17 protein-coding genes and 1 pseudogene are annotated in these 21,314 nt (G+C 42.8%); 15 read left to right on the top strand and 3 right to left on the bottom strand.

Annotated elements, in window-relative coordinates; translation table 11 throughout:
- The first annotated feature begins 157 nt into the window (after nucleotides 1-157).
- The 5 genes from pepV to EP737_RS10195 all read left to right on the top strand — a co-directional run bounded on the left by pepV (nucleotide 158) and on the right by EP737_RS10195 (nucleotide 7,098).
- On the top strand, nucleotides 158-1,561 hold the full coding sequence (pepV, locus tag EP737_RS10215; RefSeq protein ID WP_129727865.1) for a dipeptidase PepV: 1,404 nt from the start codon (nucleotides 158-160) through the stop codon (nucleotides 1,559-1,561).
- Between the two features lie 234 nt (nucleotides 1,562-1,795).
- Nucleotides 1,796-2,995, top strand: coding sequence for an MFS transporter (locus EP737_RS10210; RefSeq protein ID WP_165350744.1), 1,200 nt, complete (start codon nucleotides 1,796-1,798; stop codon nucleotides 2,993-2,995).
- Nucleotides 2,995-3,543 carry an RNA 2',3'-cyclic phosphodiesterase gene (thpR, locus tag EP737_RS10205; RefSeq protein ID WP_205650916.1) on the top strand — a complete coding sequence of 183 codons (549 nt, stop codon included), beginning with the start codon at nucleotides 2,995-2,997 and terminating at the stop codon, nucleotides 3,541-3,543. Before EP737_RS10210 ends, thpR begins: the two co-directional genes overlap by 1 nt.
- A gap of 252 nt (nucleotides 3,544-3,795) precedes the next feature.
- Nucleotides 3,796-5,940, top strand: a complete 2,145-nt coding sequence (gene pulA / locus EP737_RS10200; RefSeq protein WP_129727888.1) for a type I pullulanase — start codon at nucleotides 3,796-3,798, stop codon at nucleotides 5,938-5,940.
- A 354-nt stretch (nucleotides 5,941-6,294) separates the two neighbouring features.
- Nucleotides 6,295-7,098, top strand: a complete 804-nt coding sequence (locus EP737_RS10195; RefSeq protein ID WP_129727863.1) for a phosphotransferase family protein — start codon at nucleotides 6,295-6,297, stop codon at nucleotides 7,096-7,098.
- On the opposite strand, the gene EP737_RS10190 is transcribed toward EP737_RS10195, so the two are convergent.
- Entirely contained in the window at nucleotides 7,095-7,373 is a 279-nt protein-coding gene (locus tag EP737_RS10190) for a YtzH-like family protein (protein ID WP_129727862.1), read from the bottom strand. The two genes, EP737_RS10195 and EP737_RS10190, sit on opposite strands and share 4 nt — an antisense overlap.
- Before the next feature lie 414 nt (nucleotides 7,374-7,787).
- Between EP737_RS10190 and trmB the strand changes: the two genes are divergently transcribed.
- Both trmB and EP737_RS10180 read left to right on the top strand, forming a co-directional pair.
- Nucleotides 7,788-8,441 (top strand): tRNA (guanosine(46)-N7)-methyltransferase TrmB, encoded by a 654-nt coding sequence (gene trmB, locus EP737_RS10185; RefSeq protein WP_129727861.1) that lies wholly within the window; start codon nucleotides 7,788-7,790, stop codon nucleotides 8,439-8,441.
- A 76-nt stretch (nucleotides 8,442-8,517) separates the two neighbouring features.
- Nucleotides 8,518-9,375 carry a YtnP family quorum-quenching lactonase gene (locus EP737_RS10180; protein ID WP_129727860.1) on the top strand — a complete coding sequence of 286 codons (858 nt, stop codon included), beginning with the start codon at nucleotides 8,518-8,520 and terminating at the stop codon, nucleotides 9,373-9,375.
- Between the two features lie 143 nt (nucleotides 9,376-9,518).
- On the opposite strand, the gene EP737_RS10175 is transcribed toward EP737_RS10180, so the two are convergent.
- Complete coding sequence (locus EP737_RS10175; protein WP_129727859.1) at nucleotides 9,519-9,830, bottom strand: PepSY domain-containing protein; 312 nt, start codon at nucleotides 9,828-9,830, stop codon at nucleotides 9,519-9,521.
- Between the two features lie 448 nt (nucleotides 9,831-10,278).
- Here EP737_RS10175 and EP737_RS10170 point away from each other — a divergent pair, with 448 nt between their 5' ends.
- The 7 genes and pseudogenes from EP737_RS10170 to murC all read left to right on the top strand — a co-directional run bounded on the left by EP737_RS10170 (nucleotide 10,279) and on the right by murC (nucleotide 19,177).
- Nucleotides 10,279-11,349 carry a M42 family metallopeptidase gene (locus tag EP737_RS10170; protein ID WP_129727858.1) on the top strand — a complete coding sequence of 357 codons (1,071 nt, stop codon included), beginning with the start codon at nucleotides 10,279-10,281 and terminating at the stop codon, nucleotides 11,347-11,349.
- Nucleotides 11,350-11,395: 46 nt separating this feature from the next.
- Nucleotides 11,396-11,899 carry a DUF84 family protein gene (locus EP737_RS10165; RefSeq protein WP_129727857.1) on the top strand — a complete coding sequence of 168 codons (504 nt, stop codon included), beginning with the start codon at nucleotides 11,396-11,398 and terminating at the stop codon, nucleotides 11,897-11,899.
- A gap of 64 nt (nucleotides 11,900-11,963) precedes the next feature.
- Nucleotides 11,964-12,284 (top strand): thioredoxin family protein, encoded by a 321-nt coding sequence (locus tag EP737_RS10160; RefSeq protein ID WP_129727856.1) that lies wholly within the window; start codon nucleotides 11,964-11,966, stop codon nucleotides 12,282-12,284.
- Nucleotides 12,281-13,090 carry a DUF1444 domain-containing protein gene (locus EP737_RS10155; protein WP_129727855.1) on the top strand — a complete coding sequence of 270 codons (810 nt, stop codon included), beginning with the start codon at nucleotides 12,281-12,283 and terminating at the stop codon, nucleotides 13,088-13,090. The genes EP737_RS10160 and EP737_RS10155 overlap by 4 nt, the downstream gene beginning before the upstream one ends.
- 1,809 nt (nucleotides 13,091-14,899) lie before the next feature.
- Nucleotides 14,900-16,330 (top strand): annotated as a pseudogene (locus tag EP737_RS26865) (DNA translocase FtsK); the annotation flags it as partial.
- Between the two features lie 101 nt (nucleotides 16,331-16,431).
- Nucleotides 16,432-17,559 (top strand): nicotinate phosphoribosyltransferase, encoded by a 1,128-nt coding sequence (locus tag EP737_RS10145; protein WP_129727887.1) that lies wholly within the window; start codon nucleotides 16,432-16,434, stop codon nucleotides 17,557-17,559.
- A 313-nt stretch (nucleotides 17,560-17,872) separates the two neighbouring features.
- Entirely contained in the window at nucleotides 17,873-19,177 is a 1,305-nt protein-coding gene (murC, locus tag EP737_RS10140) for a UDP-N-acetylmuramate--L-alanine ligase (RefSeq protein WP_129727853.1), read from the top strand.
- A gap of 159 nt (nucleotides 19,178-19,336) precedes the next feature.
- Here murC and EP737_RS10135 read toward each other — a convergent pair whose 3' ends face one another.
- The gene (locus EP737_RS10135) at nucleotides 19,337-20,452 is read right to left on the bottom strand and encodes an aminopeptidase (protein ID WP_129727852.1); all 1,116 of its coding nucleotides are present in this window, start codon (nucleotides 20,450-20,452) and stop codon (nucleotides 19,337-19,339) included.
- Nucleotides 20,453-20,642: 190 nt separating this feature from the next.
- Between EP737_RS10135 and EP737_RS10130 the strand changes: the two genes are divergently transcribed.
- Nucleotides 20,643-21,116, top strand: coding sequence for a DUF948 domain-containing protein (locus EP737_RS10130; RefSeq protein ID WP_129727851.1), 474 nt, complete (start codon nucleotides 20,643-20,645; stop codon nucleotides 21,114-21,116).
- Nucleotides 21,117-21,314: the final 198 nt, after the last annotated feature.

Here is a 21,314-nt window from a genome sequence, read left to right as displayed (position 1 = left end):
AAAATTCTACAAAAAATGAGGAAATCCTTTATTTTCTTTGGGGAATATTGGACTGTAAATAATTTGATCTCTTTATATATTTCTACGGTATTTTGTTTGATTTCGTAAAAGGAATATATTTAGTTAATAGTTTTAGATTAATGAAGAGGTGAGTAGGATGTCGAGTATCAATTGGTTAGAAGAGGTGCAAAAGCAGCAGCAGAGTTTAATTGACGATACACAGCAGTTTTTACGCGTGAAAAGTGTTCTTGACGAAACAACCAAGGGTGATGGTGCTCCCTTTGGAGAAGGTATCGCTCAGGCTCTTTCATTTATGCTTGAGAAGGGAAAGCAGGATGGTTTTGTAACAAAGGATTTGGATGGTTATGCAGGTCATATCGAAATGGGGCAAGGCGAGGAGTTAATCGGTGTATTATGTCATGTAGATGTAGTACCTGAGGGAGATGGATGGAAAAGTGATCCATACGCCGCTGACATTCGGAACGGTAATATTTATGCGCGTGGTGCAATTGACGATAAAGGTCCAACGATGGCTGCTTATTATGCGATGAAGATTGTGAAGGAGCTGGGACTTCCTTTGCGAAAGCGCATTCGAATGATTTTGGGTACAGATGAGGAAAGCCATTGGCGCTGCGTAGAGCATTATTTTCGTCATGAGGAAATGCCGACGATGGGATTTGCCCCGGATGCGGATTTTCCAATCATTAATGCGGAAAAAGGTATTTGCGATCTCTATCTAGCGCAGCAGCCCTCCCCTACTGATGGGGAAAATGTACTTTTATCGTTCCAATCAGGCAGACGACTGAATATGGTACCAGATTATGCGAAGGCAATAGTACAAACAAAACAAGCGCAGCAGCTTGCTGCTGTATATGAAGCGTGGCTGCAGTCTGCGGGATACAGAGGGAAAGCAAATATGAGCAGCGATGAGGTAGAGCTTGAGTTAACCGGGCGTTCCGCACATGGATCAACTCCAGAAAAAGGTGAGAATGCAGGTGTGCGTTTAGCAGGATTTTTAGCAGAACACGAATTGGATAAGCAAGGTGCTGCTTTCGTACGTTTTGTTTCCCGATCTTTTGGAAGTGATACTAGAGGTATACATTTAGGCATACAGTATAACGATGATATTACTGGTGACTTAACTGTTAACGTTGGTCTTCTTTCCTATAGAAAGGAGGAAGGAGGTACATGCGGTCTTAATATTCGCTATCCAGTTACGACAGATTTAAAGGATACCTTGCAAGTTTTACGTAACTCTGTAGGAGCTCAAGGCTTTGGAGTACGAGATATCTCTGATTCTAAACCGCATCATGTAGATAAAGAGCATGTGTTGGTGCGGACACTTCAGCGGGTATACGAAGAACAAACGGGAGAAAAGGCTGAGCTGTTGGCAATCGGTGGAGGGACGTATGCTCGCTCACTACAAGCAGGTGTAGCGTTTGGACCGCTATTTCCGGGAAAGGAAGAACTTGCGCATCAAAAAGATGAGTATATCGAGATTGAAGATTTGCTAAGGGCAACTGCTATTTATGCACAAGCGATTTATGAATTGGCGAAATAAAGAAAACTCGCTGACTGGCGAGCCGTTAGGCGAAGACAGAGGCGTAGTTGCCCTTATACTGTATTCCTAAAATTTCTTACTACGTCGAACTGTCTTCTAGCTAGAAATTTATGCTTTTTTAAAGGATAAGCATACCGCTCTCCGGGAAGGGGAGCGGGCTTCTTTTTGCTTTATAGCGTGGGAAAGGGACATTTTTTAGGGATGTGTCCGCTTTTCTGATAAGGAGGAAGAAATATGAATATCTCTACACAGATGGAAAAGCGAAATGTCGGAAACGTATTTCGTTTATATTATTTTGTTGTTTTCTTTGGTCTAGGAGCATTGTTTCCGTTACTTGGGGTATACTTAAAGGAATATGTGCATTTATCGGGTGTACAAGTCGGAAATATTATGTCCATTGGTCCGGTGATTATGATTTTTGCTCAGCCACTCTGGGGAATGCTATGTGATTATACGCAAAGGCCCCGGCAAATTCTGCTTTTAACGCTGCTTGTGACTGCAGGGATGGCTTTTTTGTATTCCATGACCGTAGTATATCCACTACTGCTTCTCATTGCTGTTTTGCTTGCATTTGGACAAAGCGGTGTTATACCTGTTTCAGATAGCATTACGCTCAGTTACGTACAAAGGGTGGGCGGCAATTATGGAGCCATTCGCTTGTATGGAGCGCTTGGTTATGCAGCAGCCGTATTAATCTCAGGGAAAGCAACGGATTATTTCGGTGTTCATGTAATTTTCTACATATTTACTTTTGTTTGGGTTATGGCAGCGTTATTAACAGGGCTTTTGCCAAAGCAGGGAACACCCCTTCGCGCCAATATTATAGAGGGTGCGAAAACGTTGCTGAAGAAGCGTGAGTTTGCTGTGTTTTTAGTGTGTACATTTCTAATTTTCGGCCCATCTCAAGCAAGCAATACATACCTTGGTTTGCTTATCTCAGAGCTAGGGGGGACGATGACCGGTATCGGTTTTGCATTTTTGTTGGCCGCTGGCAGTGAAGCTCCGTTTATGAGAATGGCAGCGTATTGGATTCAGAAGGCGGGCATGAATCGAATCCTTATTCTTGCTGCTTCAGTCTCCGCGCTGCGCTGGTTATTATACTTTTTTGAGCCTCCTTTAGCAATTATATATGCAACGACAATTTCGCAAGGGATATCGGTCGGTTTATTTATTCCAACTGCCTTACAGTATGTTCGGGATATGACTCCGCCTTCCATGCAATCCACAGCTGTATCATTATATGCCACAGCTGGCGGAGGGGTTGGGGCGTGGTTTTGTACGTTTATCGGCGGTTTCCTGCTAGACCGATTTGGAATCCAAAGCGTATACTTAGCTTACTTCATTTTAACAATGGGCGGTCTATTAGTATTTCTGCTAGAAGCGGCGCGAACAAAACAAATAGAGGAAGGGCTAGAAAGAAAGGAGAGTGCATGATGAAGTCACATTACTTTCTTGCTGTTTCGTTGCCGGAAACGGTGAAGGATGCTTTAGAGGCATGGAGGCAGCAGCACCAAAAGGAGCTTCCATTTCAGTCATGGGTGCACCATGACGATTATCATATTACACTCGTATTTTTAGGAGAGGTGTCATCCCTCTTGTTATCTCGTATACAGGAGGAGATGCAGCAGCTTTCTATCAATCGAAGATTTTCTATTACTGTACAAGGAATTGGAGCCTTCGGGTTAGCTGAACGTCCTCGGGTTTTATGGGCTGGGATTACGCATCCGCCTGAGCTGTTTGCTTTGCAAAAACAAGTGTACAATTTTTGTGAAGCTCTTGGCTTTTCACTTGAAACACGTCCGTATCGTCCCCATATTACACTAGCGAGAAGATGGCGCGGCGAATATCCATTAACAGACTTGCAGCAGCGAAAAAACCATGAGCTATCATTTTTGGTTGAGAAAATTACATTATACAAAAGTCATTTGCAACGGACGCCAAAGTATGAGGAGATTTTTAGTATCCTTCTGTCTGAATCTTGAAACCGTTTACTTAAAATGTGAATATACTGTTACAAATAAGAAAGTGGAACACGACTCGTTTTGTTCCAAGAGTACAATGACTTGCTTACAAAACATGCGGCTTTAGCGAAGCTGATTCATGGAAGCCTTCTGGGTGTTCCTCACCCCGGAGGGAAATTTTTTCTCTTTTTTTGTATTGGTATTGCATAGAAGTTGGCAGACTGAAGAAGTAATATAAATTTGGAGAACGAAGGGAAGGATGGTGAGCACGGTATGCTGAAGATTGAACGTCTATTTGAGGCGTATTTAGACGGTATGGACTATATTGTTGTATTACTGCCGCACTCGTACGGTGTTTCTAGCCAATTTCTCCTACGGAAGGGAAAGCAGGAATGGCAGCTTCAAGTAATACACGTACACAATCTTCCCGGCTTTACCAAGTATGAATGCAAAGCAAGCGAGTATATCGAGATTGGAACGCCTTACCTTGTAATTGATGATCGGGAAAATGAGACAGACTTGCAAATTGGCGCTGTTATTCGTACGAAGGAGTTTGATGAGGCGTATTATTATGACGGAGATGATCTAGGGGTTACCTATACAGCACAAGAAAGTATATTTAAGGTGTGGTCTCCTCCAGCTTCTTTGATGAAACTGCGTGTGTATAAAGAGGATGGGTACATTGATCATGATATGACTCGCAGAGAAAATGGGGTTTGGAGCTATAGACTTTCCGGGGACTGGGAGGGTGCGCGATATACTTTTGTCGTGTGTGTTAACCTTGTGTGGCGCGAGGTAACGGACCCATATGCAAAAGCAATCACAGCTAATGGAGAGCATGGAGTCGTTATAAATATGGAAAGAACAAGAGAGAAGCAAACAATAGGTTGCCCGTCCCTTGTTAATTTTACAGATGCTATTATTTATGAAGCACATATTCGAGACCTTACAGTTCATCCAGATAGCGGAGTCCTGCAAAAAGGAAGATATTTAGGCATGACTGAGACGCAAACGATGAGCACAAAAGGGACAACAACAGGTCTTTCCTATTTGAAGGAGCTTGGAATTACGCATTTAGAGCTGCTGCCGTTTAACCACTTTGGAGAAGTGGATGAGCAAAATCCTAAGGCAACATATAATTGGGGGTACAATCCTCTCCACTTTAATGCGCCAGAAGGAAGCTATGCAACAAATCCAGCTGATCCGTACAGCCGCATCATTGAATTAAAACAAATGATTGAAGCTCTGCACGCAAGCGGTATTGGGGTCATTATGGACGTTGTATACAATCATGTATATATACGCGAGGAATCATCATTTGAGAAGCTTGTACCAGGATATTACTTCCGTCATGATGCAAATGGCATGCCCTCAAACGGAACAGGGGTGGGGAATGATATTGCATCTGAACGGCGTATGGTTCGTAAATTTATTTTGGATTCTGTGCAGTACTGGTTGCAGGAATACGGCGTAGACGGTTTTCGCTTTGACTTAATGGGAATTTTGGATTGGGGGACAATGAACGAAGTCCGCCGCGTTGTTGATGCCATTCGACCCGATGTTTTAATTCTTGGGGAAGGTTGGGACTTAAATACACCGCTTCCTGCTGATCAAAAGGCAACCTTGGGAAATGCCAAATATATGCCGCGAATTGCGCATTTTAATGATCGATTTCGGGATTACATCAAGGGGAGTACTTTTTCGATCTTTGACCAGGGCTATGCATTTGGTAATTGCAATCATCTAGATGAGGTTAAGCGAGTAATTAGAGGAAGTGTCCCATTGCAGCCGCACGACACGGATTTGTTTGCTGAGCCTGAACAAACTGTTAATTATGTGGAATCACATGATAACCATACGATGTGGGATAAACTGTCTCAAAGTAATGGAGAGGAGTCAGAAGCGCTGCGCAAGCACCGTCATCTTCTTGCAACTGCCATTACCCTTTTATCGCAAGGCATTCCATTTTTACACGCCGGTCAGGAGTTTTATCGCACAAAGCAAGGGATTGAAAACAGCTATAACTCTCCAGATCATATTAATCAGATTGATTGGAAACGAAAAGATCAAAATAGTGCGGCAGTTGAATATGTAAAAGGACTAATTCGTTTACGCAGGTCACACGGCGCATTTCGTTTTGCATCAACCAAGCTTATTCAAAAGCATTGTTCTTTCTTAGCTGCTCCTGCACCTATTATCTTATATCACTTACATGATGTGGCTGCCTTTGGTCAGTGGAAAGAGATTCTCGTGTTATTTAATACGGGTGTGGATCCAAAGGTAGTGAAATTGCCGAGTACGGGAGAATGGCAGGTGCTTGTCAATGAGACCGAATCAGGTTCTCTTCCTATTACTAGTCATGAGGGAGAAGAATTTGCAGTTGCACCAGTTAGCGCCTATGTCTTGGCGAAAATGTAGTATCGCTACTTGACGATAAGAATGTAATACAGGTAGAATTGATGAAGGTAGCTATTTTGGTCATAATACCATAATAGCTCTCTCTTTTTTTATAGAGGAAAGAGCAGCTCGGGCGTCTCTTTATTTTGTATGCTTGCTTCATTTATGGACTGTAAAGCATCATAGAATGACAAGGGAATCTTTACTTAGGAGTAGAGCTGTCTGCTATATTTTTGAAATTGCAATCCTGTACGAGTACTGATCATCAATTATATTTTGTACCGTATACAGGGTGTGAAATAATAAACGTGATAGAGACAGTAAGGAAGAGATGGATCGGAAATTCACTACAACAAAAGGAATTGTTAGCGGGTAATGAACATGAAATGGTTGGAACAATGGTTAGGAGAAGATTGGAAGGTGACACCGGCCGGCGGAGCGACAGGTGATGCATATATTGCTCAGCAGGGGGAACGAAAGCTGTTTTTAAAGCGGAACTCGTCACCTTTTCTTGCCGTGCTTTCGGCTGAAGGCATTGTTCCAAAGTTACTTTGGACAAAGAGAATGACAAATGGAGATGTAATATCCGCCCAAGCGTGGCTAAATGGGAGAAAGTTGGAGTCTGCAGAAATGAAGAACGAGAGTGTAGCGCTTTTGTTACAAAAAATTCACTCGTCTCAAGCATTGCTGCAAATGATTCAAAAGCTTGGAAAGAGGCCTTTTCTTGCTAACGATATTTTAAACGAGCTCCTCTCTATATTAGAGGAGAAGGTGAGCCAGAAGGGCGCTGTACAAAAAGGGCTTCAATATTTGCGTAGTTCGCTTGCGGAGGTTGCACATGAGGAGCTTGCTGTTTGTCATTGTGATGTCAACCATAACAATTGGATATTATCTGATGATGATGAGTTGTATTTAATTGATTGGGACGGAGCAGTTATTGCAGACCCTGCTTTAGACATTGGGATGCTGTTATACTGGTATGTACCGCAAAGTGAATGGAAATCATGGCTGAAGCATTATGACATTGAGATGACGAACTCACTTTTACGCCGTATGGAATGGTACGTTATTGCTCAGTCTATTATATCTCTGCAGTGGTATACAACAAAGGGGAAGCAGGAGGAAGCTTCCTATTGGCATGATTACTTAGAAAGCCTCCTAGCCTCCCGCTCCTTTTAGGATAGGCTATCTATTCCAGAAATCCATTGAGAAAGTTCATTCTGGTGATTCGAAATATGCTGATCTAAATCAGGAGAATATTTTCCTGATTGGCTATAATAATAGACGTCGTTCAGCATAGTTCTTGTATCGTCAGCTACATTGTCGTTTGTCATGAGTGACTTGATAATGCGTTCCATTTGTTCGCATTCGGCTATAGTTCCGCAGCAGTCACACTGATGATTTGTTAGAATGTCTTTTAATACAGTCATTTGATGCTCATGGTTGAGAGGCATATCAACACATCCTTTTGTAAAAGAATAAGAAAGTAGAACATTTGGGGCTTTGTCTAGCGGACTCGGTCTAGCCCCTTTTTGTAAAAGCATCTTCTCTATAAACAGAAAAAGTGTCTTTCTGTGGGAAGAACCGTTTACTGTGGGAGAAACTTCAGCTGTGTCTGCTTTGCTTGTTGTTCCTTTGTAGTTTCCGTGATTGCTGTTTGTTTTATACGAGAGAAAGACCGAGTGCGCGTGTACTTGGTTTTTTACACTGTAAGAAAGTATAAATTTCCAGCTAGAAGTGAATTCGACGTAGTCGAAAATTTTAGGAATACAGTATAAGTAGGGCTACGCCTCTGTCTTCGCCCAAAGGCAGGGCTCGCTAGTCGGCGAGTTTTCTTTATTTGTTGGATTAAGAAGGGAAGAATACTGATGCGTCTTAGACATAAACCATATGCAATGGAAATGATTGAAACTTATCCGCAATTTGTAATTGCCGATCCAGAGGCTTATAAAGGCAGCTGGGGAAAACTCTTTGGAAATGATAATCCGATTCACATCGAAGTTGGGACAGGGCGTGGTCGTTTTATTTATGAAATGGCAAAAGCACATCCCCATATTAATTATATCGGTATTGAGAAATTTTCAAGTGTGGTTGTTGATGCCTTACAAAAGCTGATTGATGAAGAAGTGCCGAATTTGAAACTGATTAATAAGGATGCGAAGGATTTAACTGTATTTTTCGCAAGTGAAGAAATTGATCGTGTCTATTTGAATTTTTCTGATCCATGGCCAAAGGCTCGACATGAAAAACGGCGTTTAACGCATAAATCGTTTTTGCGAAATTATGAGCAAGTGCTGGTAAAGGATGGAGAAATTCACTTTAAAACGGATAACCAAGGATTGTTTGAATATTCTCTTATGAGTCTTGCGGAGTATGGCATGCTGCTGCACTATATTAGTCTTGATCTGCATAACAGCGATTTTGAAGGTAATATTATGACGGAGTATGAAGAGAAATTCTCAAGTAAAGGAAATCGTATTTATCGCGTAGAAGCAAGATTTCGTAATGAACCTGTGCTATGAAGCACAGGTTTTTTGCTTTGTTGTGTAATAACTTCTTTTAGGTATGTTACAATTACTGGAAAAGGGGAGTGGTAACATGGATACAATGCAGATAGGAGAAATCAGTGTCACATGGCTTACAGGCGGGCGGAGCAACTTAGATGGTGGAGCGATGTTTGGGGTGGTGCCAAAGCCGCTTTGGTCACGCAAGTACGAATATAATGAACAAAATCAAATTCCGCTTCGCACAGATCCAATTTTGTTACAAACAAAAGACGGGAATATGTTGATTGACTCGGGAATTGGAAATGATAAAATGAGCGACAAAATGAAGCGGAATCAAGGGGTAACCGCAGAGTCTGCTGTTAGTGAATCCCTTTCAAAGCTTGGATTAACACCTCAGGATATTCATATTGTTCTCATGACACATTTGCACTTTGATCATGCCTCCGGTTTAACAAAGAAGGAAAATGGACAATTAACGTCAGTATTTCCGAATGCAAGGATTTATGTATCAGAGGTTGAATGGAACGAAATGCGCGGTCCGAATATTCGTTCACGAAATACATATTGGAGAGAGAACTGGGAACCAATTGTGCATCAGGTGCAAACATTTCAAAAGGATATTAGGATTACAGAGCAGGTACGTATGGTGCATACAGGAGGTCATAGTGATGGACATGCAATTGTGCTGGTGCAGGACAAGGGAGAAATATTACTGCATCTTGGGGACTTATTGCCAACGCATGCGCATCAAAATGTTCTTTGGGTTATGGCGTATGATGATTATCCAATGACATCCATTTCGCAGAAACAACAATGGATATCATATGGTGTAGAACAGAAAGCTTGGTTTACGTTTTATCACGATTATTATTACCGTGCGGTTAAGTGGGATAGAGAAGGAGTGCTAACGGAAAAGGTGGAAGCAGAGGGAAATAAAAAGCCCCTATAAGAAGGACTTTACTTCACTGTAAGAAAGTATACATTTCCACCTAGAGACGAATTCGACGTAGTCGGAAATTTTAAGAATACGGTATAAGTGCGACTACGTCTTCGTCTTCGCCCAAGGGCAGGGCTCGCCAGTTGGCAAGTTTTTTAGTCTTCAATTACTTCTAAAATTGTTCCTGTCTTGGCATCTACTAAAAATTCAAATCGTTCCTGCATACCGTCGATGAGAGCTGTAATGCCACCGCGATACACGTCGTATGTTAAATTGTAGCGTTCTAACACCTCTGGTACCATGTGAATCCAAGAGCCTGTAATTTCACCTTTATCTTCAAATGATTTTTTTGCCATGTGCAATGCTTTTTCGGACGAAAGATGACTGCCTTGCTGCAATTTTACTGCTGCGAAATATCCGGCAGTTACACCTAAGCCCATACCGATGAGCAAGCTTTTCCAATTCATCGCTTCCACCTCTATTGAACAGAATGGTTTTTATTTCACTGTAGGAAAGTATACATTTCCGGCTAGAAGTCAATTCGACGTAGTCGGAAATTGTCGGAATACAGTGTAAGTGCAACTACGCCTCTGTCTTCGCCTAACGGCTCATCAGTCGGCGAGTATTCTTTATCAAGTATAATCGAAAATCCTCAAAAAAAGAAGAAACTAGCGACATTTGTAGAATTTCGCTACAATAAGAATCAGAGTATATAGGAAAAAGTATCCTATGGGAAAAGTGGAATCGTCTCGTTTTGCTTTCTTGCACTTTAAGAAGGTATAAATTTTCAGCTAGAAGCGAGTTCAACGCAGCAAGGAATTTTAGAAATAAAGTGTAGTGCAACTACGCTACGCTTCTAATAGCTCGCTAATCGGCGAGTTTTCTTCACCCTAATCAAAAAGAGGAGGTCATTTGATGAATCAAGAAACGTTGAATCTATTTCGTACATTAACGGAGCTTCCCGGCGCATCGGGGTTTGAACACAGTGTTCGCCGCTTTATGAAGGAAGAGCTTAAGAAATATTCCGATGAAATCCTTCAGGATCGTCTGGGCAGTGTTTTCGGCGTGAAAAAGGGCGATGAAAATGGTCCTCGTGTGATGGTAGCCGGTCATATGGATGAAGTTGGCTTCATGGTGACGCAAATCACGAAAAATGGCATGCTTCGCTTTCAACCGCTCGGTGGTTGGTGGAGTCAGGTATTACTTGCGCAGCGTGTACAAATTATAACCGATGACAAGCCGATTATTGGCGTAATTGCCTCCATTCCGCCTCACATCTTAAGTGATGAGATGCGTGCTAAGCCAATGGATATAAAAAATATGCTCATCGACATTGGAGCCGATGATCGTGAGCATGCGCTGGCTCTCGGGGTCAAGCCAGGACAGCAAATTGTGCCGATATGCCCGTTTACGCCAATGGCAAACGACAAGAAAATTCTTGCAAAAGCATGGGATAATCGTTATGGATGCGGCTTAGCGATCGAGCTTTTAAAAGAGGTACAGAATGATAAGTTGCCAAATGTGCTGTATTCTGGTGCGACTGTGCAGGAGGAGGTTGGTCTTCGCGGTGCGCAAACAGCGGCAAATATGATCCAGCCTGATATTTTCTTTGCCCTTGACGCAAGTCCGGCAAATGATGCAGCCGGTGATAAGAAGGAGTTTGGGCAGTTGGGGAAAGGAGCGCTTTTACGTATTTTTGATCGCTCCATGGTTACGCACAAAGGAATGGTTGAGTTTATTTTGGATACGGCGGAAACAAATCAGATTCCGTACCAATATTTTGTTTCGCAAGGTGGAACAGATGCGGGGCGCGTTCATACTAGCAATTCTGGTGTTCCGTCTGGTGTAATTGGTGTATGTGCTCGTTATATCCACACACATGCATCAATCATGCACGTAGATGACTACGCCGCAGCAAAGGAGCTGCTTGTAAAGCTTGTGAAAGCAACTGATCGTACAACACTTGAAACGATTCGGAGCAAGTAATAGAAGAGTAAGCATTACTGATGTTTTAAAAACGGAGGAACGATGGATGAAGGTAGCAGTAGGTTCTACAAATAAAACAAAAACGGGTGCGGTACGGAATGCGTTTCCAGAAGCAACACTTGTCTCCGTTCCTGCTTTGTCTGGTGTAGCTGATCAACCATTTTCTGATGAGGAGACATTACAGGGTGCTGTGAATCGGGCTAGAAATGCCTTGGAACAAACAGATGCTGATGTTGCAATCGGCCTAGAAGGCGGTGTGCTTGAAACAGGACGAGGTCTGTTTTTATGCAACTGGGGAGCGCTTGTGACTCGTCACGGGGAAATGTTTTATGCGGGAGGAGCACGTATACAATTACCTGATGAATTTTTGCATCCGCTTCTTTCTGGAAAAGAGCTAAGTGAAATTATGGATAATTATACGAAACGTCGAGATATTCGCAGCAGTGAGGGCGCAATTGGTATTTTTACGAATGGGTATATAGATCGGGAAGAGATGTTTACCCATGTAGCAAAACTGCTCGTTGGGCAATATATGTATTCAAAAGCATAACAGTTGCAAAAGGCCCGCTGGGACGAGTAAAGTAAACAGCAGAAGAAAGAAGGAGAGTGTACATATGAAAGTACTTGAAAGCGTGGAACAGTTCCAGACATTACAACAAGAACAGAACGTTGTATTTTTATTTTCAGCAGATTGGTGTCCGGATTGTGTATTCATTAAGCCATTTATGCCGGAGGTGGAAGAGGCATATAGTGATTTTACATTCGTTTTTGTTGATCGTGACAAGTTTATTGACCTTTGCCGCGAACTAGATGTATTTGGAATTCCGAGCTTTGTTGTTTATAGCAAGGGAGCAGAAATTGGGAGATTTGTGAATAAGGATCGAAAAACGCAAGAGCAAATTGAGGCATTTTTGGAAGGACTTCGCAAGCAATGAAAATAACAAGCAAGAAAGTGAAGGATGAGCTGATCAGGAGGCTGGAACGGCCAGAATGGCAGTTTCAATATGACAGGGAAAAAGAGACGCTACGGATCGAGGATAAGGAAACTAAAAAAGGTATTACAGTTTCCTTGCCAGGTATCGTTGCGAAATGGGAGCAAAAGCAAGAGAAGGCTGTAGAGGAAATCGTGTATTACGTAGAAGAAGCACTGCTCGCGATGCATAGAGAAGGGACACAGGCAGAGCGGATTTTACCTGTTATCCGCTCTACTTCCTTTCCTATGGAGCAAGAGGAAGGAAATCCGTTTGTTACAACAGAGCACACAGCAGAAACAAGGATTTATTATGCTCTTGATTCTGAAAAAACATATCGTCTCATCGATCAACGTCTCCTTCAAAATCTAGGTCTTGATGAACAGCAGGTAAAGGAGATGGCCCTGTTTCACCTTCGCTCCCTGCCGCGTAAGGTAAAGTCTGACGAAGTAGCGGGCAATGTATTTTACTTTTTTAATCAAAATGATGGTTATGATGCCAGCCGAGTGCTAGATGATTCCCTTTTAATAGATATGAAGGGGCAGATTGAAGGAGATATGGTCGTTGCGGTGCCGCATCAGGATGTGTTAATCATTGCAGATCTTCGAAACGAGATTGGCTACGATATTATTGCGCAAATGACGATGAAATTTTTCTTTGAAGGTCGCGTTCCAATTACCGCTCTTTCTTTTATGTATGAAAATAAGGAACTAGAGCCAATTTTTATTTTAGGGAAAAAACGTCGGCAGAAGGATAATGAGCAAGAGTAAAAAGTCTGTGAATCCATTATGTTTTCTTAGGTAATTACTGCTTTTGCACTTAAGAAAGTATAAATTTCCAGGTAGAAGTGAATTCGACGTAGCCAGAAATTTTAGGAACAAGGTGTAAGTGTAACTACGCTGCTACTTTTTTCTAACGGCTTGCCAATTAGTAAGTTTTCTTTATCCTACAGCGACGATAAGGCAGTAGCATCTAATAAATGGATTCAAAAGCAAAAGCCGCTATCTAGGTGGTTTTTGCTTTTTTGCGCTTCTAAGCAGGCGCAAATTTCCAGGTAGAAATGAATTCGGTGTAGTTGGAAATTTTAGGAATGTAATATGAGTGCAACTACGCCTCTGTCTTCGCCCAAGGGCTGGCTCGCCAATCGGCGAGTTTTCTTTACATATTATGTAGTGTTGCTAGGGGATTTTGTCTCCTATAATTTTTTTTCCCACATTCGCTATAATGCTGTTACAATAAAAGATGTTATTATTTTGCAGAAAGAGTGGTACTGCATGTTAGATTGGATGAAAAAACTGTTGAAGAAGGAGGAGAGTGTACCTGAAGCTCCTCAAACAGATCATTCGCCTGTTATAGACAAATATGAACCGTTACAAAAAGAAATAGAGGCTAGAGTGACTTATCAATACCCAAAGGGGAAATTTCGGTTTCCGCTAGATATTAATGAACCGCTTGAGAGACGTGAGCCTGTTCGAACTGATCAGGTAAAAAGGCAGCCTTCTATAGAACAGGATAGAAGCAGACCCCGCCCTCGTTCATTGCAGTGGGAGCAGCCTGAACAAGCACGGCCTTCTGTGCCGCAGCATGTAACGGAACCTACATTGCAGCAGCCTGAGGAGCAGGTCTTTACTCGTCCACAATTGCCAGAGTCTAGCCGTGTTCCTTTTCGTCCGACTGAAGTCCCATCGCCTGTTTTTGGTTATACACGTCCAGGGCAGGTGGAAGAAAAGCGTCCGCCTGTTGAGGATGAGGATATCGTACTGTCAAATGAAAGAAAATCAGTAGTGGATGCATGGCTTGAGAAAAATGGATACGTATCAGTTTTTGAGAAGACGGAAGCGATACACATCGAAAAGGCATACGGAGATACTGAAGAGCAAACACTCTTAAGTAAGGAGTATGTGGAAAAGGCTTATGAAAAGCCAGAGGTAGTGCAAGTTGTGCAGAACGAAGCACTAACAGAACTAAAAACAGTGGGGCTACCTGAGCTGGAGGATTTTGCATCAGAAGGAGAACAGCAGGAGCAAGGACCCTCTGAAGAGGCAGAAGCAGTAAAAGCAGTAAAAGCGAGTGAGCTACTGAAGGAAGAGGAAGCTAAAGAGCAGCAGGAGCAAGAATCTTCTGAAGAGACAGAAGTAGCGAGTGAGCTACTGAAGGAAGAGGAAGCTAAGGAGCAGCAGGAGCAAGAATCTTCTGAAGAGGCAGAGGCAGTAGAAACAAGTGAGCTATTGGAGGAAGAGGAAGCTAAAGAGCAGCAGGAGCAAGAATCTTCTGAAGAGGCAGAGGCAGTAGAAACAAGTGAGCTGCTGGAGGAAGAGGAAGCTAAAGAGCAGCAGGAGCAAGAATCTTCTGAAGAGACAGAGGCAGTAGAAACAAGTGAGCTATTGGGGGAAGAGGAAGCTAAAGAGCAGCAGGGACAAGAGACTTCTAAGGTGGTAGAGGCAGCGGAAGAAAAGGGGCCTCTTGAAAACCCTCAGTCTGTAAAGGTCGAGGGGCGTGAGAGAAAGCGGTTTGTGCCGTATAACGTAATGATGCTTAAGCAGGACAGGCTTCGCTTGGAGCAAAAGAAGCAAGAAATGCCACTATATACGCTACCGCCTATACATTTATTGCATGTTCCATCGCGTTTAGAAGTGAATGATGACGAGTGGCTGCAGGAGCAAATGGAATTGCTCAATACAACATTCTTTAATTTTAATGTAGGTGCCAAGGTTGTGAATCTGACACAAGGACCTTCTGTTACGCGTTTTGAAGTACAGCCTGACCCAGGAGTCAAGGTTAATAAAATTACTAATTTATCCGATGATATTAAGCTAAATTTAGCTGCACGCGATATTCGTATTGAAGCGCCGATTCCGGGCAAGAATGCAGTTGGCATTGAGGTGCCGAATAAGGAAAGCAAGCCAGTGTTTTTGCGAGAAATTTTGCGTAGTCCTGAGTTTGCAAAAAGTGATTCGCCTCTAACGGTTGCGCTTGGTTTGGATATTTCCGGTGCACCGATTGTAACTGATATCCGCAAAATGCCGCATGGGTTGATTGCAGGCTCGACCGGATCCGGAAAGAGTGTGTGTATCAACGCAATTTTGACAAGTATCTTATATAAAGCTATGCCTCATGAGGTGAAGCTTATGTTGATTGACCCGAAAATGGTCGAGTTGGCACCGTATAATGAAGTGCCTCATCTTGTATCTCCAGTGATTACAGATGCAAAAGCAGCTACGGCTGCGTTGAAGTGGGCTGTAGAAGAAATGGACCGTCGATACGAGTCATTTGCACATGCAGGTGCCCGTGATTTAACAAGGTATAATGATCTTGTTGAGCAAAAGCAAGCGCCAGGACAGCAGCTGCCTTACATTGTCATCGTAATTGATGAGTTGGCAGATTTAATGATGGTAGCAGCTGCTGATGTAGAAGAAGCTATTTGCCGTATTGCGCAAAAGGCGCGTGCATGTGGAATTCATTTGCTTGTCGCGACGCAGCGCCCGTCTGTGGATGTAATTACTGGGCTCATTAAGTCAAATATACCGACACGTATTGCTTTTACTGTATCGTCTCAGGTTGACTCTCGGACCATTATCGATACTGCAGGGGCAGAAAAATTACTTGGACGCGGGGATATGTTATTTTTAGAAAATGGCACATCAAAAACGGTTCGTCTGCAGGGGGTATATGTATCAGATGAGGAAATTGAGCGTACCGTGCAGCATGTAAAACAGCAAATGAAGCCATGCTATATGTTTCAGCAGGATGATTTGCTGGCGAAGGCAGAGCAGCACGCAGCAGAGGATGAGCTATTTTATGATGCTTGTCAGTTTGTATTGGAGCAGGGCGGCGCATCTGCCTCATCTGTGCAACGTCGCTTCCGAATTGGTTATAATCGTGCTGCACGTCTTATTGAAGAAATGGAAGCACAAGGCATTATTTCGGAGGCTCGCGGAACAAAGCCGCGTGATGTTCTCATCACAGAGGGAGAGCTGGCTGCTATGCAGGATATGAATGGACAAGGATAAGGGCATTGACCTCCTCTTCCTGTTTATAAACACACGGAAGCTGGATTAGACGGGTTATACTAAAAGAACTGATGAGATGGATGGGTAGGGAATCAATCATGATGAAAGAAATAGAATGGAAGCTACAAGGCAAAATTAAGCGTCTTACAAATCAAACCTTTAAGTTTGATGAGCGCGTTGGAGAAGGCTGGTTTTCTGCGGTTTACTTTTTGAAGACTCGTGAGATTATTCAGCATACTCGTCCGGGAACAGTAGTAACTATGCAGTTTTTCCAGCGGGAGCATGCGGTTTTATGCGGTACGGATGAAGCGATTGCGTTATTGCAAACTTTTGCGGTGCATCCGGAGAAGCTGGAAGTCCATTCTTTAAAGGATGGCGATAAAATTAGTCCGTTTGAAACAGTACTAACCATTCGTGGACCTTATGAATACTTTGGATATTTAGAAGGTGTTATTGACGGTATTTTGGCTAGACGTACATCAGTGGCAACGAATGTGTACAACGTTGTGCAAGCAGCGCGCAGCGGCAGCAGAGAAAAGCCAATCATTTTTATGGGGGATCGTGACGACCATTTTACACAGCAGGCAGGAGATGGGTATGCAGCCTATATTGGGGGAACAAGTGCTCAGGCAACTCATGCGATGAACGAATGGTGGGGAAAAAGCGGTATGGGTACAATGCCTCATGCGCTTATTCAAATGTTTGGCGGAGATGTTGTTGAGGCGACAAAAGCCTACTATCAACAATTTCCAGAGGATGACTTAATCGTGCTGATTGATTATAATAACGATGTGATTACTGATGCGCTTCGCGTGGCGAGGGAATTTGGTCAAGACTTAAAAGGTGTGCGCCTTGATACATCTCGTACAATGATTGACCAATATTTCATTCGGCATCCAGAGGTGCTCGGCACTTTCGACCCGCGTGGTGTGAACCCGCAGCTTGTTTTTGCGCTTCGTCAGGCGCTTGACGTAGAGGGCTATGAGCACGTGAAAATTGTAGTAACCGGCGGATTTGATGAGAAGAGAATCCGTGCATTTGAGTCACAGGATGTCCCGGTGGATATGTACGGGGTGGGAAGCAGCTTGCTTAAAATGAATATTGGCTTTACAGGGGATAATGTGGAGCTTAATGGAGAGCCGCAAGCGAAGGCTGGACGAAAATATCGTCCGAACCCGCGGTTAGAACGTGTTGAGTTATTAGAAAAACAAGAGGTATATGAATTCTAACACTGATTGTGCTTGTTATGATTTCAGATGTGCTTGGGCGTGCTGCAGGGTACAGTTTTTTGTGCCTGCAGCACGCCCCCAGATTGTTAAGAAGCAGTTGTGTTTTTCTCGGCCGAACCGGTTGCAGCATTGTTTCTTAGTCCTATGCAGCTTGGGGAATTGTCTATAATGGCTACGTTATGTGTTTGTTTCGTGTTTCGAGATAACAATACAGGAAGAATTTTTATTGTCATTCCCAAAAACGAAAACACCATCATATACTGTCTTACAGATAGGCCGTTGTATTAGTTATAGATGTTGGAGGTTCTTTAAAATGACAGTTTATCACTTTGTAGGCATCAAAGGAACAGGTATGAGTGCGTTGGCGCAAATCCTGCATGATATGAACTATGCCGTTCAAGGATCTGATGTGGATAAGCATTTTTTCACCCAAACAGAGCTTGAAAAACGTGGAATCGCAATTTTGCCTTTTGATAAAAATAATATTCAAGAGGGGCAAGTGATTATTGCTGGTAATGCATTTCCAGATACGCATGAAGAAATTGAGCGTGCGAAGGAGCTGGATTTGCCGATTTATCGTTATCATCATTTCCTTGGTGATCTAATGAGCCGTTATACGAGCGTTGCTGTTTCCGGTGCACATGGTAAAACATCTACGACCGGTCTGCTTTCCCATGTGATACAGGGCGCATATCCAACGTCGTATTTAATTGGTGACGGAACGGGAAAAGGCGTAGAAGACAGCAAATATTTTGTGTTTGAGGCATGTGAATATCGGAGACACTTTTTGTCTTATCACCCAGATTATGCAATAATGACGAACATCGACTTTGATCATCCGGATTATTTTGCGGACATTAACGATGTGTTCAGCGCGTTTCAGGAAATGGCGCTGCAAGTGAACAAAGGGATTATTGCCTGCGGTGACGATGAGCAGCTACAGCGAATGCAGGCCAAGGTACCTGTCATCTTCTACGGCTTTGACGAGCATAACGATTTTCAAGCGCGCAACATCCAAAAGGGAACAGATGGAACACGTTTTGATGTGTTTGTACGAAATACGCACTATGGAACATTTCAGATTACGGGATATGGCAACCATAGTGTTTTAAACGCACTGGCAGTTATTGCACTATGTCACTATGAAAATATATCTATAGATATTGTGAAGGAGCAGTTAACAACCTTTGGGGGCGTAAAGCGTCGTTTTAGCGAGAAGAAGTTTAGCACACAAATTATCATTGATGATTATGCCCATCACCCTACAGAGATAAATGCTACGATTGAAGCAGCGAGGCAAAAATATCCAACGCGCGAAATTGTTGCAGTATTCCAGCCGCATACATTTACGCGTACGAAAAAGTTTCTAGATGAATTTGCAGCAAGCTTGCAGAAAGCAGATCAAGTCTATTTATGTGACATTTTCGGTTCTGCACGAGAGGATCAAGGAGAACTTTCCATCCGTGACCTGCAGCAAAGGATTGATGGCTCTGAGCTTATTAGCGTCATGACAACAGATGTATTGAAAAAGCATCATGATGCTGTGCTGATCTTTATGGGTGCAGGAGATATTCAGAAGTTCCAAAAAGCCTACGAGAAGGCAGTCGAAGTGAAGTAGAAAAGAGGAGGCGGAAATTCCGCTTCCTCTTTTCTTTACACCCTGGGAAAGGATAAATTTCCAGCTAGAAGTGAATTCGACGTAGTTGGAAAATTTAGGAGTGCAGTGTAAGTGCAACTACGCCTCTGTCTTCATCTGGCGACTCGCCAATCAGCGAGTCTACTTTAAATTCTCAGGGTTTAATGCTTCTAGCTCAGCAATTACAAAACGGCCGTCTTTTCGAATGAGTACATCATCGAAGTATATTTCGCCGCCTCCGTATTCTGGACGCTGAATGCAAACTAAATCCCAGTGGATATTAGAGTTGTTTCCGTTATAGGCTTCGTCATATGCTTGGCCTGGTGTGAAGTGGAAGCTGCCGTCAATTTTTTCGTCAAATAAAATATCGCCCATTGGATGGAGAATGTAAGGATTAACACCAATAGCGAATTCCCCGATAAAACGAGCACCTTCATCTGTATCAAAAATGTCATTAATTCTTGAAGTATCATTTGCCATTGCTTCCACGATTTTACCATCTTTAAATGTAAGCTTTACGTTTTCAAATGTGTAACCGTTATAAGGAGACGGTGTGTTATATGTAATGGTTCCGTTTACGGAGTCTTTTACTGGAGCTGTAAACACCTCACCATCTGGAATGTTCATTTCGCCCGCACATTTAATGGCCGGGATGTCCTGAATGGAGAATGTTAAGTCAGTACCAGGGCCCGTAATTCGTACTTTGTTTGTACGATTCATCAGCTCAACGAGTCCGTCCATCGCTTCATTCATTTTGCCGTAGTCAAGGTTGCAGACATCGAAATAGAAGTCCTCAAATGCTTCAGTGCTCATTTTTGCAAGCTGTGCCATAGAAGCTGTCGGATAGCGAAGGACGACCCATTTTGTTTTCGGGACACGAATCTCACGGTGTACCTTTTGACCGACTGTTTGGTTGTAAATCTTCATCTTGTCACTTGGAACATCTGCCAGTTCATTAACATTGCTGCCGGAGCGAAGTCCGATGTAAGCATCCATGCTTTTCATGACTTCTGCTTCAAAGTCTGCAATTTGCGAAAAATGCTCTTCTGAGGCATCCATCATTAATGCACGGTTCACCTGGTTATCTTTTAAGGATACGAATGGATAGCCTCCTGCTGCGTATGCTTCCTTAATAAGTGCACTGACTAGCTCACGCTCAAGCCCGAAATTTTCAATTAAAACTTTTTCACCTTTTTTTAGTTTTACAGAATAATGAATGAGGTTGTTCGCTAACGTTTCAATACGTGGATCTTTCATATGTGTACCCCTCCTAAATTGAGATATCAAAACTATTGTAACCCACTTTTTCTCGTTTGTTTACTAAGATGCTAGCTATTTTCCAAAAAAATGAAATGTTTGTATCGTTTCGGGTCATCTTATGAGAAGATTAGAATAGCAACAAAAATCGTTGTATAATACTAACAATAGAGCCGAAGGGGTGAACCGTATGGAAATCATTTTATATGTAAGTGCGCTAATTGCAGCTATTGCATTTGCGGTGCTGGCGGCGTACCTTGGCAATACACTCGTGGCAATGCGCAAAACGCTGCTAAGTCTTGCGCGTACAACAGCTGCGCTGGAGAAGCAATTACAGGGTGTTACATATGAAACAGAGCAGCTGCTTCACAAAACAAATGCATTAGCTGAAGACATTCAGCAGAAATCCCAGTCACTGAATAAGGTAGTAAAGTCAGTAGAAGGCATTGGCACAACAATTGATTCTATTAACGGTAAGCTGGCTCAGGCGACGAACTCTGTTACCCATCAGGTAGAGCAAAATGCAGATAAGGTCGCACAGGTCATGCAGTGGAGTACGGCAGCGATTGAGGTATATGGCCGTCTTCGAAAACGAAAACTTGAAAAGGACGAGCAACGGGAGCGCAAACAGGAGAGGCCTCCGGTGCGGGTACGCGGTGAATAAATGAATAATTAGAGCAAGCCCATTACTTGAAAAATGATTTTTATGAAAAGATTTGTAAATTTTCAGAAAAATACATTGACGAGCTCTACATTTATAGTATTAAATGGAAAAAATGGAATTTCTGTGTGTGAAGTTGCAGCGTGATAGTGTAAGGGATGTATACAAGAGACTGCAGACAGTAATTTCCCTTTTTGCTAG

Source organism: Ectobacillus funiculus, from assembly GCF_004138295.1.
GTDB classification, from domain to species: domain Bacteria; phylum Bacillota; class Bacilli; order Bacillales; family Bacillaceae_G; genus Ectobacillus; species Ectobacillus funiculus.
Note: the sequence above shows the minus strand (reverse complement) of the source record. Positions and strands in the feature narration are given on the sequence as shown.

What these genes read in the sequence shown, in the direction of transcription:
- pepV (WP_129727865.1), top strand. Translation starts at nt 158, where the DNA reads ATGTCGAGTATCAATTGGTTAGAAGAGGTGCAAAAGCAGCAGCAGAGT.
- EP737_RS10160 (WP_129727856.1), top strand. Translation starts at nt 11,964, where the DNA reads ATGAAAGTACTTGAAAGCGTGGAACAGTTCCAGACATTACAACAAGAA.
- EP737_RS10170 (WP_129727858.1), top strand. Translation starts at nt 10,279, where the DNA reads ATGAATCAAGAAACGTTGAATCTATTTCGTACATTAACGGAGCTTCCC.
- EP737_RS10210 (WP_165350744.1), top strand. Translation starts at nt 1,796, where the DNA reads ATGAATATCTCTACACAGATGGAAAAGCGAAATGTCGGAAACGTATTT.
- EP737_RS10135 (WP_129727852.1), bottom strand. Translation starts at nt 20,452, where the DNA reads ATGAAAGATCCACGTATTGAAACGTTAGCGAACAACCTCATTCATTAT.
- EP737_RS10175 (WP_129727859.1), bottom strand. Translation starts at nt 9,830, where the DNA reads ATGAATTGGAAAAGCTTGCTCATCGGTATGGGCTTAGGTGTAACTGCC.
- pulA (WP_129727888.1), top strand. Translation starts at nt 3,796, where the DNA reads ATGCTGAAGATTGAACGTCTATTTGAGGCGTATTTAGACGGTATGGAC.
- EP737_RS10180 (WP_129727860.1), top strand. Translation starts at nt 8,518, where the DNA reads ATGGATACAATGCAGATAGGAGAAATCAGTGTCACATGGCTTACAGGC.
- EP737_RS10165 (WP_129727857.1), top strand. Translation starts at nt 11,396, where the DNA reads ATGAAGGTAGCAGTAGGTTCTACAAATAAAACAAAAACGGGTGCGGTA.
- EP737_RS10190 (WP_129727862.1), bottom strand. Translation starts at nt 7,373, where the DNA reads ATGCCTCTCAACCATGAGCATCAAATGACTGTATTAAAAGACATTCTA.
- trmB (WP_129727861.1), top strand. Translation starts at nt 7,788, where the DNA reads ATGCGTCTTAGACATAAACCATATGCAATGGAAATGATTGAAACTTAT.
- EP737_RS10195 (WP_129727863.1), top strand. Translation starts at nt 6,295, where the DNA reads ATGAACATGAAATGGTTGGAACAATGGTTAGGAGAAGATTGGAAGGTG.
- thpR (WP_205650916.1), top strand. Translation starts at nt 2,995, where the DNA reads ATGAAGTCACATTACTTTCTTGCTGTTTCGTTGCCGGAAACGGTGAAG.
- EP737_RS10155 (WP_129727855.1), top strand. Translation starts at nt 12,281, where the DNA reads ATGAAAATAACAAGCAAGAAAGTGAAGGATGAGCTGATCAGGAGGCTG.
- EP737_RS10145 (WP_129727887.1), top strand. Translation starts at nt 16,432, where the DNA reads ATGAAAGAAATAGAATGGAAGCTACAAGGCAAAATTAAGCGTCTTACA.
- murC (WP_129727853.1), top strand. Translation starts at nt 17,873, where the DNA reads ATGACAGTTTATCACTTTGTAGGCATCAAAGGAACAGGTATGAGTGCG.
- EP737_RS10130 (WP_129727851.1), top strand. Translation starts at nt 20,643, where the DNA reads ATGGAAATCATTTTATATGTAAGTGCGCTAATTGCAGCTATTGCATTT.